Below are 17,251 nucleotides of genomic sequence, written 5' to 3' on the forward strand. Positions count from 1 at the left end.
CCTTCCATGGGTGGGGGGGAAGTGCGGGGAGTCACCACGTCCCTGGGGTGAGGACGTGGTCTTCTCCGGCGACGAGGTCGAGCGGTCTCGCGCCGGTGGAAGTCCTGAGTTCGACGCGGAGCGTGCGGGTGGGGCGGAGGATCGCGCTCGCTCCGTGCGGGGTCCAGTCGAGGTCGAGTTCGGCGCCGAACCGGGTGCGGATGCCGGAGATCCGGCCCGTCGGGTACGCCCGTGGGAGCGCGGGCAGCAGGACCAGCCGGTGGGGGGTCGACTGGACGAGCGCCTCGATCAGCACCGCGGGCAGGGTGTGGGCGGCGTCCGCGTTGTAGACGTCCCGGTTCGGGTAGTGCGCGCTCATCAGGGAGGCGTGGAAGAAGTCGCCGTCCAGGACCTGGCCGAGGGCGTGGGCGACACGGTCCGCGTCGCGCAGGCGGGCGGCGACGAGGGCGTGGTGGAGATGGCCGTGCGCGGAGTCGTTCTCGGCGCCGCGCAGTTCGAGGGCGCGGTGCGCGGCCCGCGCGAGGTCCGGGGTGTCGTAGGGGTTGATCTCGTCGAGGGGCCAGACGCCGTAGAGGTGGCTGAGGTGGCGGTGGTCGTAGCTGTCCTCCAGGCCGGGCCGGGCCCATTCGGCGAGGGCGCCCCGGTCGTTGACGCGGTGCGGGGGGAGCCGGTCGGCGAGTGCTCTCCAGCGGTCGGCGTGCTCGGGGTGGTACTCGGCCGCGGCGCGCAGGGCGTGCCGGGCGGCCGAGAGGTCCATGGCCGCGTTGAGGGTGCCCCAGCTCGCGTTCGCGGGCCGGTTCTCCGGCGAGTAGGACGGGACGACCACCAGGTGGCCTTCGTCGTCGGTGCGGGTGAGGAAGTCCTCGTAGAACCGGGCGACTTCGGCGAGCGCGGTCGCGGTGCCGAGGTCGCGTTCGCCCCGCGTCTCGTCGTGGTCGACGAGTGGTTTGAGCAGCCAGTCGGCGCCCGCGGTCCACAGGTGCAGGGGGTACTCGCGGCTGAAGTGGTACAGGTGCCCGGACTCGCCGTCGGTGTGGGCGGGCGCGACGACGCCTCGGGTGCCGAAGACGGCACGGGCGTTCTCACGCCAGTGCGGGAGCTGACGGGCAATCAGCGCGGCGTGGGCTGCCGTGACTTCGGGGAGCGAGGCGGCCACGGCGGAGGCGGTCTGGAGGTTGAGGTTGGCGTCGGTGGTGAAGGCGCCCGACCAGGCCGTGTTCCAGTCGCCGGTCCACACTCCGGTGAGCCGGGGCGGCAGCAGACCGCTGCTGGACAGCAGGTGGTAGCGGCCGGCCGCGAAGAGCCGCTCCAGCAGGGCCGCACCGCGGGTCCGCCGGAGCAGTTCCGAGCCGGGCAGGGCACGCTCGGCCGGGTCGCCGTCCAGGTCGAGGGTGACGCGCTGGTAGGCGGTGCGGTGCCGGGGCAGATGACGGGCGAGGAGGACGTCGTACGGCTGCTCGGTGGCGGGCAGCAGTGCGCGCAGGGCGCGGCCCTCCTCGATCACGTCCAGCGCGCCGGTGTGCCGGCGGACCCGGGTGAGCAGCAGGACCGAGGCGGCGCCCTCGACGCGCACGCCGGGGGGTACGAGCACGCAGGTGCCGCGGGTGACGGCGACGAGGGTGATGCCGGTGTACGCCCGGTCGCTGTCCGGGTAGCGGGCGCGCAGGCTGAGCAGGGCGCCCTCGGGGGTGAGCAGCGCGCCCTGGCCGACGCCGAGGCCGTCGGGGGCGCCGGGGAGGCGGTGGTCCAGGGTGATGTCGAGGCGGGGGCCGGCGGTGGTGACGTGCTGGACGATCACGTCGTCCGTGCGGGAGACGAAGAGGCGGCTGGACCAGTCGGCGCGCTCGGCGATGGTCTCACCGGTGGTGAAGTCGACGGAGCGGCGGTAGCCGGGGGCGCCGGCGGGCGGTCTGCGCAGCCGGATCCGGAAGGCGGGGTGGAAGGGCTGCACCCACTGGAGGGGGCGGCCGTCGGTGAAGGTCTCGGCGGCCGTGGTGTCGCCTGCCAGCAACCTGTCCTGCAGCGCGGGGAGTTCGGCCGCCAGCTCGGGGGGACGGGCCCTTTCGCCGCCGTTGGGTCGTACCAGGGTGTGCTGGGTGACGATGACACGGTCGTCGTCCGGATCGCCGAACACCAGGGCGCCGTGGTGGCCGTTGCCGCTGAGGAAGGCGTCCTCCCAGCGGGCGGCGGGGGCGGGCTCCCACGTGCCGTGCACGGTCATGGCTTCAGCACCGCCACCGCGTACCGGCCGAGGGTGAGTTCGTCCGTGACGGTCGTGTCCGTCAGGAGGTCCCGGTGGGTGCCGGGGACCTGCACCGTGACCGGTTCGCGGCCGTGGTTCAGCACGAACAGGACCTCGCCCCGGCGGACGGCCTCCACCTGCGGGGGCAGTCCGTCGAGCACGGGCCGGACGCCCGCCTCGGCGCCGATCCGCTCCAACAGCTCGCGCAGGTCCGGCGGTTCGGGGAGCGTGGAGAGGTACCAGGCGCGGCCGGTGCGCAGGACCGCGGGCAGGCCGTCGAGCTCACCGCCCTGGTAGGAGGCCACGGTCCGGGCGTCGTCGCTCTTCTCGATCTCCTCCGACCACAGCGTGCCGCGGAACCCCTCGCACTCGACGCTCTCCCCCGCCTCCAGCGGCCACCACTCGTGCAGGGTGCGGATGCCGAACAGCTCGCGCAACCGGGCGTCCATGCCTCCGGGGCGCACCCGGTCGTCCTCGTCGGCGACCCCGGTGAGGAAGCCGGAGACGAGGGTGCCGCCCTGGCGGACGTAGCCGAGGAGGTTGTCGATCGCGGTGTCGGTGAGGGCGTACAGCTGGGGCACGACGACCAGCCGGTACCGGGTCAGGTCGTGCTCGGGGTGGGCGAAGTCGGTGGTGAGGTGGGCCTCCCAGAGGGCGCGGTGCCAGGCGGTGAGGATCTGGGCGTAGTCGACCTCGGTGGAGAGCCGGCCCTCGTGGGCGCCGGCCCACCAGGAGTGCCAGTCGTGCAGCACGGCGATGTCGTGGTCGCTGTGGCCGCCGCTCACCTCACCGGCGATCCGGGCGAGGTCGGCGCCGAGCCGCTTGATCTCCTGGTACGTCCGCCCCTGCTCGCCCGCGTGGCCGACCATGCCGGAGTGGAACTTCTCGGCGCCCTGCCGGGACTGGCGCCACTGGAAGTAGCAGACGGCGTCCGCGCCCCGGGCCACGGCCTGGAGGGACCACAGGCGGTTGAGGCCGGGCGGCTTGGGGTGGTTGACGCCCCGCCAGTTCACCGGCCCGGCGGCCTGTTCCATCAGCATCCAGGGGCCGCGGGCCTGGGAGCGCGTCATGTCCTGCACCAGGGCGCCGTGCTGGGCGCCGAGGGGGTCGCGGGGGTCGGGGTAGAGGTCGACGGAGACGACGTCCTCCTCCTCGGCCCAGCGCCAGGCGTCCTGCCCGGCCCACAGCGGCATGAAGTTGGTGGTGACCGGGAGGTGGGGGGTGTACCGGCGGACGATGTCCCGCTCGGCGAGGCAGCACTCCAGGAGCATGTCGGAGGTGAACCGCTTGAAGTCCAGGACCTGGGCGGGGTTCTTCAGATAGTGGGCGTGACGGGGGGTGTGGATCTCCTCCCAGTCGTCGTAGCCCTGGCTCCAGAAGGCGGTGCCCCAGGCGGTGTTGAGGGCGTCGAGGCTGCCGTACTTGCGCCGCAGCCAGCCGCGGAAGCGGGCGGCGGCCGCCTCGCTCCAGTCGTAGGTGCAGTACTCGTTGTTGATGTGCCACATGGTGAGGGCCGGGTGGGTGGCGTAGCGGGCGGCCAGGTCCTCGGTGATGGCGGCGGCATGACGGCGGTAGGTGGCGCTGGAGTGGGAGAAGTGCTGGCGGCCGCCCCACCACTCGGTCCGGCCGTCCTGGTCGACGGGGAGGGTGTCGGGGTGCAGACGGCCGAGCCAGGGCGGGGGCGAGGCGGTGGGGGTGGCGAGGACGACACCGATGCCGCTCGCGTGGAGCAGGTCCATCAGGCGGTCGAGCCAGCCGAACTCCCTCGCTCCGGGGCGGGGTTCGAGCTTGGCCCAGGAGAAGACGCCGAGGGTGACGGAGTTGACGCCGGCGTCGCGCATCAGCCGGATGTCGTCCGGCCAGGTCTCCTCGGGCCACTGTTCGGGGTTGTAGTCGCCGCCGAAGAGGACGCGGCCCCGGGTGACGTCGGCGAGGGACGGCTTCACGCGGGCTCCCCGTACTGGATGCCCCGGCCGTTGGTGGCCAGGTACACCCGGCCGTACACGCGCGGGTCGCCGGTGATGGTCTCGCCGATCCAGCCCCACTGGTGCCGGTCGTCATTGATGCGGACCCAGCTCCGGCCGGCGTCGTCGGAGCGGTACACGGCGGTGATCGCCTCCGTGGAGCCGACCTGGTAGACCGCCGGATAGTCGGCGCCGTCGGCGGCCTTGCCGAAGCCGAGGGTGTACGAGGCCCAGCAGCTGTCGACCTCGGCGAAGCTCGCGCCGCCGTCGGTGGACCGGTACAGCCCGTTCCACTTGGCGCTCAGCCACAGGTCGCCGGATCTGCCCGGCGCCGCGACGACCTTGAACTGACTGTCGCCGGAGGGCAGCCCGGTCGCACGCGCGGTGAACGAGCGGCCACTGTCAGTGCTGGCGAGTAGCGTTCCTGTATCGGTGTCGTACGCGTAGAAGAGCGTCGGGTCGGCCGGGTCGGCGACCGGCGTGGCGCCCTTCGGGAAGGAGGGGACCTCGGTCCAGGTGGAGCCGTTGTCCGCGGAGCGGTAGGCGGGGTGCCTGGTGCCGTCCCAGTGCACGAAGACCCAGAGCAGGGCGGTGCCGTCGGCGTTGGTCGCGATCGGTCCCGGTGCGTTCCTGGCGAGGTCGGGCGAGCCCGCGAAGGGCGCCCAGGTCCGTCCGCCGTCGTCGGAATATGCGCCGTTGCCGTGGTCGCCCCAGCCGGTGCGGACGACGTACGCCGGCTTCGCCGCGGCCTGCGCGAGTCCCGTCGCCGACCCGAACACGGGGTTCGTGGCCATGCCGCGCGAGGGGGACGCGGTGAGCTTCTCGTGGTACATCACGCCGATGTCCCTGGACCCGCTGAGCAGGTGTGCCTCCCCGACCGGAGGTGACACCAGCTGCACCACCGAGGCTTCCTCCAGGCCGCGGATCTGCGGGGCCCAGTGCTTCAGGTCCCGGGTGCCGTACAGGGTGGCGCCGGTGCCGAAGACGAGGTGCCGGGAGTCGTAGGGGTCGAGGGCGAGCGCCTGGATCCACCAGCCGAACTTGGGGGCGTCTCCGCCCCACTTCAGATAGGGGGTTTCCGATACGTCGAGAACCGCGGAGTCCTTGAGGGACGTCCAGGTGCGTCCGCCGTCGGTGCTGCGGAAGACGGTGTCGACGGCCGCCCACCGGTTGTTGGTGGAGACGACGACGGTGCCGGGCCGTCGGGCGTCGACGGCGACGCCGCCGTACCCGAAGGTGTCGTCACCGCCGGGTGCCACCGGCGTGACGTCGCTCCATCTGCCGTCCAGGGTGCACAGCCGGTGGACGCTGCCGTCGGACTGCCCGTTGGGGCCGGGCGCGTCGGCGTACGTCAGGTACAGGTGCCGGCCGGTGCGGTCGTAGGCGGCGCGGATCGGGACCTTGGCGGCGGTGCCGGAGGGCCGGCCGGGGACGGCTTCCCAGGTGGTGCCGTCGGAGGTGCGGTAGAGGTTGGCCTCGGTGCCGTCGGAGTCGCCCCAGCCGGCGTAGAGGCTGCGTCCTGCGGCGACCAGCAGGGTGACGCCCTGCCCGGAGGCACTGGGCGTGGCGGGGAAGCCGCCGGCGGGGGCCCAGGTGGCGCCGCGGTCGGTCGACTTCAGCAGGCCGTCGTGCCGGGTGCCGAGCCAGAGGGTGTCGCTGTTGCGGGGATCGACGAGCAGCCGCTCTCCGGTGCCCCGTCCGTCCTCGTTGGCCCCGAGCTTCACGCCGAGGTCGGTACGGCTCCAGGTGGCGCCCCGGTCGTCGGAGCGCAGGACGGCGCCGTTGGAGGCCCAGGACTGGGCGTAGGTGCCGACGGCGAGGTAGAGGCGGCCGGGGTGGGCCGGATCGACGGCCATGGCCTCGACGCCGAGCAGGTTCCAGTCGTCCCACCCGAGGTGATCGAGGAGCGGGGTCCAGCGGGCGGTGCGGTCGTCCCAGCGGTAGGCGCCGCCGATGTCGGTACGGGCGTAGGCGAGGCCGCGCACGGAGGGGTGGAAGAGCACACCGGTGATGAAGCCGGTGCCGCCGATGACGGCGTTGCGCCAGCGGTAGGCGGGGGCGGTGGGGGCGGCCTGCGCGCTTGCCTGGAACGCGGGGACAGCGGTGAGCGCGGCGGCCGCGGTCCCGGCAAGAACGGCTCGCCGGCCAAGGCGGGGCGTGAGCATGACATACCTCGCTTGTCGAGAAGGGCGGGATTACCTACCTCAGGGGCGCGGGGAACCGCGCGACCGGCCACGACGAACCCGCGGCCGCCGCGCAGCAGGTGACCCCCGCTGACCAGGCGCCATGTCAACCCTTGACCGCGCCCGTCAGCATCCCCTTCTTGAAGTGCCGCTGGACGAACGGCGACAGGACGGCCACCGGGAGCAGCGCCATCACCATGACCGCCATCTGCACGGCCAGCCCGGACAGTTGCCCCGTCTTGATGGCCTGGCCCAGCCCCACCGGTGCCTCCTGCTTCTGCACCAGCTGGATCATCACGTTCTGCAACGGCATCATGTTCTGGTCGTTCAGGTACAGCGACGCGTTGAACCAGGCGCTCCAGTACCCGACCGCGTAGAACAGGGTGATCACGGCGATGACGGCCCGGGACAGCGGCAGGACGATCTGCCGGAGGATCCGGAAGTCCCCCGCCCCGTCGATCCGGGCGCTGTCGATCAGTTCCTGCGAGATCCCCATGAAGAAGCCGCGCAGGACCAGGATGTTGAAGACGCTGAGCGCGCTGGGCAGGATCAGCGCGAGATAGCTGTCGGTCAGGCCGAGCGTCTGCACCAGCAGATACGTCGGGATGAGCCCGGCGCTGAAGAACATCGTCGCCAGCAGGGTCATCAGGATCCACCGGTGCCCGAGCGATCCGGTGCGGGAGAGCCCGTACGCGCACAGCACCGACACCGTCATCGAGAACGCCGTACCGACGAGCGTGACCAGCACGCTGATGATCGCCGCCCGGGTCACCTGCCCGCCGCTCAGCAGCTCTTGGTAGGCGATGAAGGTGATGTCCTTGGGGATCATCACCAGACCGCCGGCCTCGTCGATGGTCTCGCGGGTGGACAGGCTGGTGACGACGACGATCCACAGCGGGAACAGGATGGCGAGGCAGGCGATGCCCAGCACGAGACCCTTGCCCGCCAGCCCGGCCCTGGTCGGCTGTTCCTCCCAGACCGGCCGCGGCGGAGCGGCCCAGCGGTTGCGTGCGGGCTTGTCGAGGACGGTGGTCACTTCTTGTACACCCCCTGCTCGCCCATCAGATGGGCCACCTTGTTCGCGGCCAGGACGAGTCCGATGCTGATGACGCCCTTGACGAGCCCCGCGGCGGCCGCATAGCCGAAGTCTTGGTTGCGGACTCCGTTCCACCACACGAAGGTGTCGAGGACTTCCGCCGCGCCCGGCCCCACGGCGTCGCGTTGGAGCAGGATCTGTTCGAAGCCGACGGTCAGCGCGTCACCGACGCGCAGCACCAGCAGCAGCGCGATCACCGGCCGCAGCGCGGGCAGCGTGACGTGCCACATCCGGCGCCAGCGATTGGCGCCGTCCATCGCGGCGGCCTCGTACAGATCGGGGCTGACCGCGGCCAGCGCGGCGAGGAAGACGATGATCCCCCAGCCGGCGTCCTTCCACACCGCCTGCGCGGTGACCAGGAACTTGAAGGTGTTCGGGTCCGTCATGATGTCGAGCCCGTCGTACCCGTGATCGCGCAGCAGCTGCGAGAACAGCCCCGCGCCGCCCAGCAGTTGCTGGAAGACGGCGATCACCAGCACCCACGAGAAGAAGTGCGGAAGATAGAGCACGGCCTGCGCGATCGCCCGCACCCGGGGCCTGACCACGCTGTTGATGAGCAGCGCGAGCAGGACCGGGATCGGGAAGAACAGCAGGAGCTGGAGGAAGAACAGCACCAGCGTGTTCTGCACCGCCTGCCAGAAGGCGGAGTCCTCGAAGATCCGCTGGAAGTTCTCCAGGCCCACCCAGGGGCTGTTGAGGATGGACACGACGCCGTTGTCGCTGATGTAGGGGTCGTAGTCCTGGAAGGCGACCACGTTGCCGAGGATCGGCACGTAGTTGAAGAGCAGGATCAGGACGACGGCCGGCAGGGTCATCAGGAGCAGGACGCGGTCGCGTCGGAACCTGTGCCGCAGGCTCGGTTTCGGTGCGGGGGGCCTGCCGCCCCGCCCGCGGGCGCCGTCCGGCGGCACCGGGGACTTCGCCGTCATGTCGGCCTCGGCCCTGCTCCGAGGCACCGTGCTGTGGGACACGGCCGTTCTCCTTGCCTCGGTGCCCGGTCAGTTGGCCGCGGAGCCGTTCTCGTCGAGGACCTGCTGGTACCAGTCGCGCAGCTTGTCGCCGCCCTTGCTCTTCCAGTCGGAGATCCACTGCTGCATGTCGCTGATCTTCTTGCGGCCCCGGACGACGTCGTCCTCCATCTGCTCCATGTCGTTGGCGAGGTTGGTGTAGCGGCTGGGCTCGGTGATCTGCATGCCGTAGAAGGAGGACTTCTTGGTGAAGGCGCCCATCCGCTGCTGCCATTCGACCTGGCCCTTGGCGACCTCCGGGAAGTCCGGGTGGGCGAGGGTCGGGGCGGGGCTCGCGACCATGACGTAGGCGTTCATCACGTCGATGTTGCCCTGGTCGGTCTTGGTGGGGACGCCGTCCTCGACGGCGTAGTGGGTGCCCTCCACGCCGTAGTTGGTCATCATGTACTCCTTGGTGCCGTACGGCGCCGCGGTGACGTTCGCGACGGCCAGCACGTCGCGGATGACCGACTCGGACGCCTTCTTGTTGACGAAGGCGAAGATGCCGGCGGGCTGTTCGGCCCAGAGCGTGGGGTCGCCGCCGTCATGGCCCCACACGTCCATGCCCCAGACCTTGAACTCCGGGTTCTGGGTGGCCTGTTCGGCGGTGCGGCTCCACCACTGCGAGATGTTGTTGGCGTAGATCAGGAACTCGCCCGCGGCGAACTTGGGGCCCGGGTCGGTGGCCTGGCTCTTGCCGAGCTCGGCGTCCGGGTGGACGACGCCCGCGGCGAAGAGCTTGCGGGACCACTCCAGCGCCTCGAGGTACTCCTCGGTCTCGATGCGGTAGATCATCTTGCCGTCGACCAGGTTCCAGCCCAGGGGCTTCTCGCTGCCGGAGAGCACACCGAAGGCCTGGAAGGCCGTCCACTTCATGTCCATGCACGCCCAGCGCTTGGCCTTGGCGTTGGTGATGTCCTTGGCCAGCGCCAGGAACTCGTCGCAGGAGCGCGGGACTTCGTAGCCCTCCTTGTCGAAGACGTCCTGGCGGTACAGCGGCACGATGCCGGTGACGTACGGCGCCGGCTGCGGCAGGCCGCGCAGCTTGCCGCCGAAGATGGAGCGCTGCCAGGCGTCCGTCGGGATGGCGGCGAGGTTCGGGAACTCCTTGACCGCGTCACCGGAGAGATAGGGGCCGAGGTCGGCGAACTTGCTGATGATGGCGCTGGGTATCTTGCCGTTCATGTTCCAGCCGGGGACCACCACCACGTCCGGGACGTCGCTGGAGGCCAGCACCGCGCCGAGCTTCTGCTCGTAGGTGTTGCCGTCCTGGTTCTGCCACCGGACGTCGACGCCGATCAGGTCGTTCATCGCCCGGTAGTAGGCGTTGTCGCTCTTGGGGGGCGAGCCCCAGAACGGCGACATGATGGTGACCTTGCCGCCCTTGCCGAGCCTCTTGGGCACCGAGGTCTTCAGCTCGGCCAGCTCCAGCTTGCTGGTGAAACCGGCCGCGGAGCCGTTCTTGGCGGGGATGTCCGGCACGACGACATTGCTGGCCACATAGGCCGGCAGAAGCTTCTTGGCGTCCTTGCCCGAGGTGGTGCCTTCGCGCGAGCCGCTGTCCGAGTCTCCGCACGCGGCAAGCAGCGGCATTCCTCCCGCCACCGCTGCGGCGGCGACCGCCGAGGAGGCGAGGAAGCTTCTCCGGCTGGTCGCGGAAGAGGCGGAGGAGGCGTTCGGCGTCATTGCGTCAACCCTTCATGGCGCACCTGGACACCCGGCGGTGGGCCGTCGGCTGCGGTGTCGTAAGTGGAACTGGCTGAGCGGAAGCAGTCCTCCGACCAATGTCTGCGTGCTGCGTCGAAGCGCTTCGATGTTGCTGTGAGGTTAAGTGAACACCCAGGGGCGCACAAGGCCCGCTCCCAAGATTCCTCCGCCGCATACGACCCGCCCCTTTCTTATGTGCTGCCTGAATGGGCAGTGCTGATCCCTTGACACCCACCCCCGTGTCGAATGAGCATCGAAGCGCTTCGAAAGAGCCGCGTCGATCCATCGCAAGGGGATCCCCAAGTGACCGCAGTCCCGCCGCCCACCCCGCCTTTCCGCGATCCCGGCCTGCCGGTCGCGAAGCGCGTCGACGATCTGTTGGCGCGGCTCACGCGCGAGGAAAAGATCGGATTTCTGCACCAGTTCGCCCCGGCCGTCGAGCGGCTCGGGGTCGCCGCGTTCCGCACCGGCCAGGAGGCGCTGCACGGCGTGGCGTGGATGGGCCCGGCGACGGTCTTCCCCCAGGCGGTCGGGCTCGGCGCGACCTGGAACCCGGACTTGGTGCGCCGGGTCGGCGAGGCCGTGTCCCGGGAAGCCCGCGCGATGCGCGCCCGCGACGAGCGCGTCGGCCTCAATGTCTGGTCCCCGACGGTCAATCTGCTGCGCCACCCGCTGTGGGGCCGCAACGAGGAGGGCTACTCCGAGGACCCGAGACTGACCTCCGCCATCGCCACCGCGTACACCCGGGGTCTGCGCGGCGACCACCCGGTGTACTGGCGGACCGCCCCGGTCCTCAAGCACTGGCTGGCCCACAACAACGAGACGGACCGCGACACCTCGTCCTCCTCGGTCCGCCCGCGGGTGCTGCACGAGTACGACCTGCGGGCCTTCCGCGAGACGGTCGAGGCGGGCGCGGTGGCGGGGGTGATGCCGGCGTACAACCTGGTCAACGGCCGCCCCAACCACGTGTCGCCGTATCTGCGTGAGCAGTTGCGCACCTGGACCGCGGACGAACTGCTGGTCTGCTCGGACGCGGGCGCGCCCTCCAACCTGGTCGACTCCGAGCACTACTTCGACACCCACGAGGAGGCGACGGCGGCCGCGCTCCGGGCGGGCGTCGACAGCTTCACCGACCACGGCACGGACGGTTCGAAGATCACCGGCCGGGTGCGGACGGCGTACGAGCGGGGCCTGTTGACCGAGGCCGACATCGACACCGCGGTCCGCCGCCAGCTCTCGGTCCGCTTCCGGCTCGGCGAGTTCGACGACCACGAGGACCCCGGCGCCTTCGACACCCCCGAACACCGCGCACTCGCCCAGGAGGCGGCCGAGCAGGCGGTCGTCCTGCTGCGGAACGACGGCGTGCTGCCCCTGCGCCCGGACAGCCGGATCGCGGTGGTGGGACTGCTCGCCGACGAGTGCAAGCTCGACTGGTACAGCGGCACCCTGATCCACCGCTCCACCCCGCTGGAGGGGCTGCGCGAGCGGTTCGGCGCCGACCGCGTGGAGTTCGCGGAGGGCGTGGACCGGATCCGGCTGAGGACGTCGGCCGGAGCCTTCCTGTACGTCCCCGAGGGCGCCGCCGCCGAGGAGGTACTCGGCGCCGAGGGCGCCCTGGACCCGGCCCTGCTCGCGGGCCGCACCGACCTGCCGCCGCTGACCACGGACTCGGTCGGCACCGAACTCGCGCTGGTGGACTGGGGCGAGGGCGTGCTGACGCTGCGCGCGCCCGACGGCCGCTATCTGTCGGTCGCCGAGGACGGCTACGTCCGCGCCTCGGCCGACCGGCCCGGCGGCTGGGTCGTGCAGGAGACCTTCCGGCTGGAACCCCATGGCAGCGGACACCTCCTCCGGCACCTCGGCACGGGCCGCCATGTCTCGGTCGCCGCCGACGGGGTGAAGGTTGCCGAGGCGGACCCGGAGATCTTCGAGACGGTCGTCGTGGAGCGCGGCGAGGAGGCGGTGACCCGGGTCGCGGCAGGAGCCGACGTGGTGCTGGTGGTCGCCGGCAACGACCCGCACATCAACGGCCGCGAGACCGAGGACCGTACGACCCTGTTCCTGCCCGCCCACCAGGAGCGGCTGCTGCGCGCGGCCCGCGCCGCCCACCCGAAGACGGTGCTGGCGCTGGTCTCCGCCTACCCGTACGCGGTCGAACCGGGTTCCCTCGCGGCCCTGCTCTGGACGGCGCACGGCGGCCAGGCCGCGGGCACCGCGCTGGCCCGCGTCCTGGCCGGCGACGTCTCCCCCGCCGGACGCCTCCCGCAGACCTGGTACGCGAGCGACGCCGACCTGCCGGACCTGCTCGACTACGACGTGATCGGCGGCTGCCAGACCTATCTGTACTTCGAGGGCACCCCGCTCTACCCGTTCGGCCACGGCCTGTCGTACGCCTCGTTCGCCTACGGCGATCTGACCGCGCGCGTGACCGGGGACGCGGTGCGCGTGTCGTTCACGGTGACCAACACCGGGCGGCGCACGGCCGACGAGGTCGCCCAGCTCTACACCCGCGCCGTGGACCCGTCGGTCCCGCGTCCCCGCCGCGAACTGCTCGCCCACCGCCGTGTCACCCTCGCGCCCGGCGAGCGGACCGGGCTCGCCTTCGACGTGCCGCTGTCCGCCTTCGCCTTCTGGGACGTGGCGCACGGCCGATGGCACCTCGACCCGGGCCCGTACGACCTGCTGGCCGGCGGCTCCAGCGAGGACATCCGGCTGCGGACGACGGTGACGCTCGCCGGGGACCCGGTGGCCCCGCGCGCGGTGCGGCAACACGGGCTGGACGCGGCCGACTTCGACGAGCAGAGCGGCACCGCGATCGTCGACCGCACGCGGGCCACGGGCGACGCGGTGACCCCGGCCGGGGACCGGGCGGGCGAACTCCTCTACCGGGCCTGCGACTTCGGCACGGGCGTCACCCGAGTGACGGCGACGGTGGCCGGGGAGGGAACGGTGGAGGTGTCCCTGGACGGCACGCCGCCGCTGGCGACCCTCACCGCCGCCTCCCGGTCGGGCCCGTACTCCTACACCGCGCTCACCGCCGGCTTCCCGGCCGAGGGCGTGCACGACGTCCGCCTCAGACTGCGCGGCGCCCTGCGGCTCGCGCACGTCGGCTTCTCCGGTTGAGGGGCCGGACCGAGCCGACGCGGAGGAAGGGGCCCGGCGCCGGAAGGCATCGGCGCCGGACCCCTTCGGGAAGACTATATGAAAACGGTTCCCATTAGCTAGAGTTCGGGACGGGAAACCCGTTACGGCCGCCGCCGTACTGTGGCAGCCTGCCGCCATGCCAGCCGAACTGCGCGAGCACGCGGGCCGCCACTACGCGGTCCAGTACCACTACGCGCTGCCCGACGACGCCTGGGCCGTGGAACTGAGCGAGGCCAGGCCCACCCCGGCGTCCCTCAGCGAGGCCCCCGGCGCGGAGACCTTGATGCCCGGGGTGGCCTTCGCGGTGGCGTTCGTTCCGGACGAGGACCCGGACCGGGAACCGGTCGTCCACATCCACAGCCACGACGAGCATGTCGTGCCCTACGAGATCATGCGCTGGTTCATGGAACTGGTGGCCGATCAGGTGGAGCGCTGCCGCACCGCTTTCGCGCAGGACGGGCGGGAGGAGCGCGGCGGCTCGGCGGCCACCGGCTGAACACGCCGGCGGCCGGAGCCCCCGCACAGTGGGCTCCGGCCGCCGGTGGCCGTCGGGTCGGCTCAGAGAGCGAGGCCGGTGAGGACCAGCACCCGCTCGTAGGTGTAGTCGTCCATCGCGAACCGCACGCCCTCACGGCCCACGCCGGACTGCTTGGCGCCGCCGTACGGCATCTGGTCGGCGCGGTAGGAGGGGACGTCGCCGATGACCACGCCGCCGACCTCGAGGGCTCGGTGGGCGCGGAAGGCGGCCTGCACGTCGTGGGTGAACACGCCCGCCTGGAGGCCGTACTTGGAGTCGTTGACGGCGGCGAACGCCTCGGCCTCGCCGTCCACCTTCTGCACCGACAGCACCGGGCCGAAGACCTCCTCGCAGGCCAGCGTGGTGCCGGCCGGCAGGTCGGTCAGGACGGTCGGCGCGTAGGAGGCGCCGTCGCGCTTGCCGCCGGTGAGCAGCGAGGCGCCCGCCCCGACCGCTTCCTGGACCCACGCCTCGACGCGCCGGGCGGCGTCCTCGCTGACCAGCGGGCCGACGTCGGTCTTGTCGTCGGAGGGGTCACCGGTGACCTGGGCCTCGACGGCGGCGACGATCCGCGGCAGCAGCCGGTCGTACACCGAGGCGTCGGCGATCACGCGCTGCACCGAGATGCAGGACTGGCCGCCCTGGTAGTTGGAGAAGGTGGCGATGCGCGTCGCGGCCCAGTCCAGGTCCTCGTCGCTCGCCCAGTCGCCGAGGACGACGGCGGCGCCGTTGCCGCCGAGCTCCAGCGTGCAGTGCTTGCGCGGCACCGAGTCCATGATCGCGTAGCCGACCTGCTCGGAGCCGGTGAAGGAGATCACCGGCAGCCTCTCGTCCTGCACGAGGGCGGGCATCCGGTCGTTGGCGACCGGCAGGATCGACCAGGAACCGGCGGGCAGCTCGGTCTCGGCGAGCAGGTCACCGAGGATCAGACCGGAGAGCGGGGTCGCCGGGGCGGGCTTGAGGATGATCGGGGCGCCGGCGGCGATCGCGGGGGCGACCTTGTGCGCGCACAGGTTCAGCGGGAAGTTGAACGGCGCGATGCCGAGCACGACCCCCTTCGGGAAGCGCCGGGTCAGCGCCAGCCGGCCCTGGCCGCCGAGGTCGGTGTCCAGGCGCTGGGCCTCGCCGCCGTTGAAGCGGCGGGCCTCCTCGGCGGCGAAGCGGAACACCGAGACGGCACGGCCGACCTCACCGCGGGCCCACTTGATCGGCTTGCCGTTCTCGGCGGAGATCAGCTGGGCGATCTCCTCGGTGCGCTCGGCGAGACGGCGGCTGACGTGGTCCAGGGCGGCGGCCCGTACGTGCGCCGGGGTCGCGGCGAACTCGTCCCGCACGGCATACGCGGCGGCCACGGCCTCCTCGACCTGGGCGTCGGTCGGCACGCTCACCTTGCCGACGACCCGGCCGTCCCACGGCGAGGTGACGTCGAAGGTGTCCGCGCCGGAGACCTGGCGGCCGGCGAGCCAGAAGGCGTGGGTGGAAGTCATGTGATTCCCGGCCCTTCCGCGTTGGGGGTGGGTGTTCCTCGGTTCGGGATCCACGGTAGGGGCGCGAGGGCGGCGGGGTGTTTGTCCGAGTCGTAGTAGTGGCGGAGCAGGGCACTACGGATTGGCGCGGTGGGCTATTCGACGGAGGTCGCCTTCAGCGCCAGCCACAGCTCCATGCGGACGTCCGGGTCGTCCAGGGAGCGGCCGAGGATCTCCTCGACGCGCCGCATCCGGTAGCGCAGGGTGTGCCGGTGGACGCCGAGGTCGGCCGCGGCCGCGTCCCACTGGCCGTGCCGGGACAGCCAGGCCCGCAGGGAGGCGACCAGATCGCCGCGGCCGGTCGCGTCGTGGTCGTGCAGCGCCCTGAGCAGCCCGTCGGCGAAGGCCCGCACCGCGTCGTCCGCGAGCAGCGGCAGCACCGATCCGGCCGCCAGCTGCTCGTGCTCCACGCACACCCGCCCGCGCCGCCGGGCCACCGACAGCGCCTGCTCGGCCTGCTTGTAGGCGGCGGCCGCGGCGATCGGGCCGGCCGGCGCGGAGAGCCCGACGACCAGTTCGTCCTCCTCACCGGCCGCCGTCTCCCGTCCGGCGCTGCCCGCCCGCGCCGCCTCCAGTGCCGTCGCGTACTCCGCGCACGCGGCCACCGCGGCGCCGCCGTCCGCGGCCAGCACCACCAGGCGCTCCCCCTCCGGTACGACGAGCACCGCCTCCCCGGCGCGTGCGGCGGCCGACTCGACGATCTCGGCGAGCGCGCCGAGCGGGTCGCCGTCGGTGCCGGAGGCGGCGGCGAGGGCGGCGGCCGAGGGCTTGGCGCCGGACGGGACGCGCGGCGGGTTCTCCACGGCGGCCAGGGCGGCCGAAGCGGAGCCCGACACCACCACCGACTCCGCGACGATCACCCGGAAGGGGGCGTCCAGCAGCACGCCGTACAGGTCCCCGGCGACCGCCCGGGCGTGGTCCGGCTCGCCCGCGAGCAGCATGCGCAGCACTGCGGTGCCGATCCGCTGCTCGGCGGCGTGCAGGGAGCGGGAGCGCTCGGTGGTCAGGGTGAGCAGCGCGATGGCCGAGTGGACGGCGTACCGCTCGGCGGTGCCGAGGGCCGCGGCGGTGCCGACCGCGAGCGCCGCGCGGGGCCTGCGGCCGGTGCCCAGGGAGTGCAGTTCGACCCGGTCCTCGTTGTCCGGGCCGCCGACGACCGACGAGGCGGGCGCCGGCCGTTCGCGCAGCCGTTCCACGTCCGCGGTGATCCGCGCCGCCCGGCGGCCCGCCCACTCCGGGGCGGTGGCGACGACGGCGCCGGAGGCGTCGTAGAGCGCGGCCCAGCCGTCGACCTGCGAGGCCAGCGCGGTGAGCAGCCCCTCGGGGCCGTCGGTCAGCGCCTGCCTGGTCAGCTCGCGCTGGGCGGCGAACCCCGCCGTCACCGCCCGGTACTGGTCGGCCGCGATGGCCGCCGACACGGCCTTGCTGATGGCGAGGAAGGGGGTGCGGCGCGGCACCTCCAGCAGCGGCAGCCCCTCCTGCCGGGCCGCCTCGACCAGGGCGGCCGGGATGTCCTCGTAGTTCACCCCGACGGCGAACCCGAGTCCGACGACCCCGGCGCCGGCCAGCCGCTTCACATAGCGGCGCATCACCTCGGGGTCCTCCGCGTCCAGCTTCAGGGCGGTGATCAGCAGCAGCTCCCCGCCCTCCATGTAGGGGACGGGGTCGGCGAGCTCGCTGACGTGCGCCCAGCGGACGGGGACGTCCAGGTGGTCCTCACCCGCACGCACGGTCAGTTTGAGCGCGGAGTGCTGGACGAGCGAGGCGAGCGTGGGGGGCATGGGGCCTTCAGTTCGATGAAGTCTGTGTGATCGCGGTGATCATTTGGCCGCCGCGTATGAACGGCCTATGCCGATTCTGCCTCA

General features: G+C 72.2%; 10 protein-coding genes. 2 read left to right on the forward strand and 8 right to left on the reverse strand.

Annotated features, from left to right (window positions below; all coding sequences use genetic code 11):
- Positions 1-31 precede the first annotated feature (31 nt).
- From ACWD11_RS20785 to ACWD11_RS20810, 6 genes are all read right to left on the reverse strand, one after another.
- The gene (locus ACWD11_RS20785; RefSeq protein WP_451284653.1) at positions 32-2,221 is read right to left on the reverse strand and encodes a glycosyl hydrolase family 95 catalytic domain-containing protein; all 2,190 of its coding nucleotides are present in this window, start codon (positions 2,219-2,221) and stop codon (positions 32-34) included.
- Positions 2,218-4,188: a beta-galactosidase gene (locus tag ACWD11_RS20790; RefSeq protein ID WP_451284655.1), complete on the reverse strand. Its 1,971-nt coding sequence runs from the start codon at positions 4,186-4,188 to the stop codon at positions 2,218-2,220. The genes ACWD11_RS20785 and ACWD11_RS20790 overlap by 4 nt, the downstream gene beginning before the upstream one ends.
- The gene (locus tag ACWD11_RS20795) at positions 4,185-6,371 is read right to left on the reverse strand and encodes a 1,4-beta-glucanase (protein WP_389414691.1); all 2,187 of its coding nucleotides are present in this window, start codon (positions 6,369-6,371) and stop codon (positions 4,185-4,187) included. Before ACWD11_RS20795 ends, ACWD11_RS20790 begins: the two co-directional genes overlap by 4 nt.
- Before the next feature lie 124 nt (positions 6,372-6,495).
- A complete protein-coding gene (locus tag ACWD11_RS20800; protein WP_389414692.1) occupies positions 6,496-7,425 on the reverse strand; it encodes a carbohydrate ABC transporter permease in 930 nt (309 codons plus the stop codon).
- Complete coding sequence (locus ACWD11_RS20805) at positions 7,422-8,456, reverse strand: ABC transporter permease (protein WP_451284657.1); 1,035 nt, start codon at positions 8,454-8,456, stop codon at positions 7,422-7,424. The genes ACWD11_RS20800 and ACWD11_RS20805 overlap by 4 nt, the downstream gene beginning before the upstream one ends.
- A gap of 27 nt (positions 8,457-8,483) precedes the next feature.
- Complete coding sequence (locus ACWD11_RS20810) at positions 8,484-10,178, reverse strand: extracellular solute-binding protein (protein ID WP_389414694.1); 1,695 nt, start codon at positions 10,176-10,178, stop codon at positions 8,484-8,486.
- A 324-nt stretch (positions 10,179-10,502) separates the two neighbouring features.
- Between ACWD11_RS20810 and ACWD11_RS20815 the strand changes: the two genes are divergently transcribed.
- Complete coding sequence (locus tag ACWD11_RS20815; protein ID WP_451284659.1) at positions 10,503-13,322, forward strand: glycoside hydrolase family 3 C-terminal domain-containing protein; 2,820 nt, start codon at positions 10,503-10,505, stop codon at positions 13,320-13,322.
- A 157-nt stretch (positions 13,323-13,479) separates the two neighbouring features.
- The gene (locus ACWD11_RS20820) at positions 13,480-13,839 is read left to right on the forward strand and encodes a hypothetical protein (RefSeq protein ID WP_389414696.1); all 360 of its coding nucleotides are present in this window, start codon (positions 13,480-13,482) and stop codon (positions 13,837-13,839) included.
- 62 nt (positions 13,840-13,901) lie between these two features.
- Here ACWD11_RS20820 and ACWD11_RS20825 read toward each other — a convergent pair whose 3' ends face one another.
- Together ACWD11_RS20825 and ACWD11_RS20830 are read right to left on the reverse strand one after the other, a co-directional pair.
- Positions 13,902-15,347 (reverse strand): aldehyde dehydrogenase family protein, encoded by a 1,446-nt coding sequence (locus tag ACWD11_RS20825; RefSeq protein ID WP_451284661.1) that lies wholly within the window; start codon positions 15,345-15,347, stop codon positions 13,902-13,904.
- Positions 15,348-15,481: 134 nt separating this feature from the next.
- Positions 15,482-17,167, reverse strand: coding sequence for a PucR family transcriptional regulator (locus ACWD11_RS20830; RefSeq protein ID WP_451284663.1), 1,686 nt, complete (start codon positions 17,165-17,167; stop codon positions 15,482-15,484).
- Positions 17,168-17,251: the final 84 nt, after the last annotated feature.

The organism is Streptomyces sp. NPDC002776, from assembly GCF_053592195.1.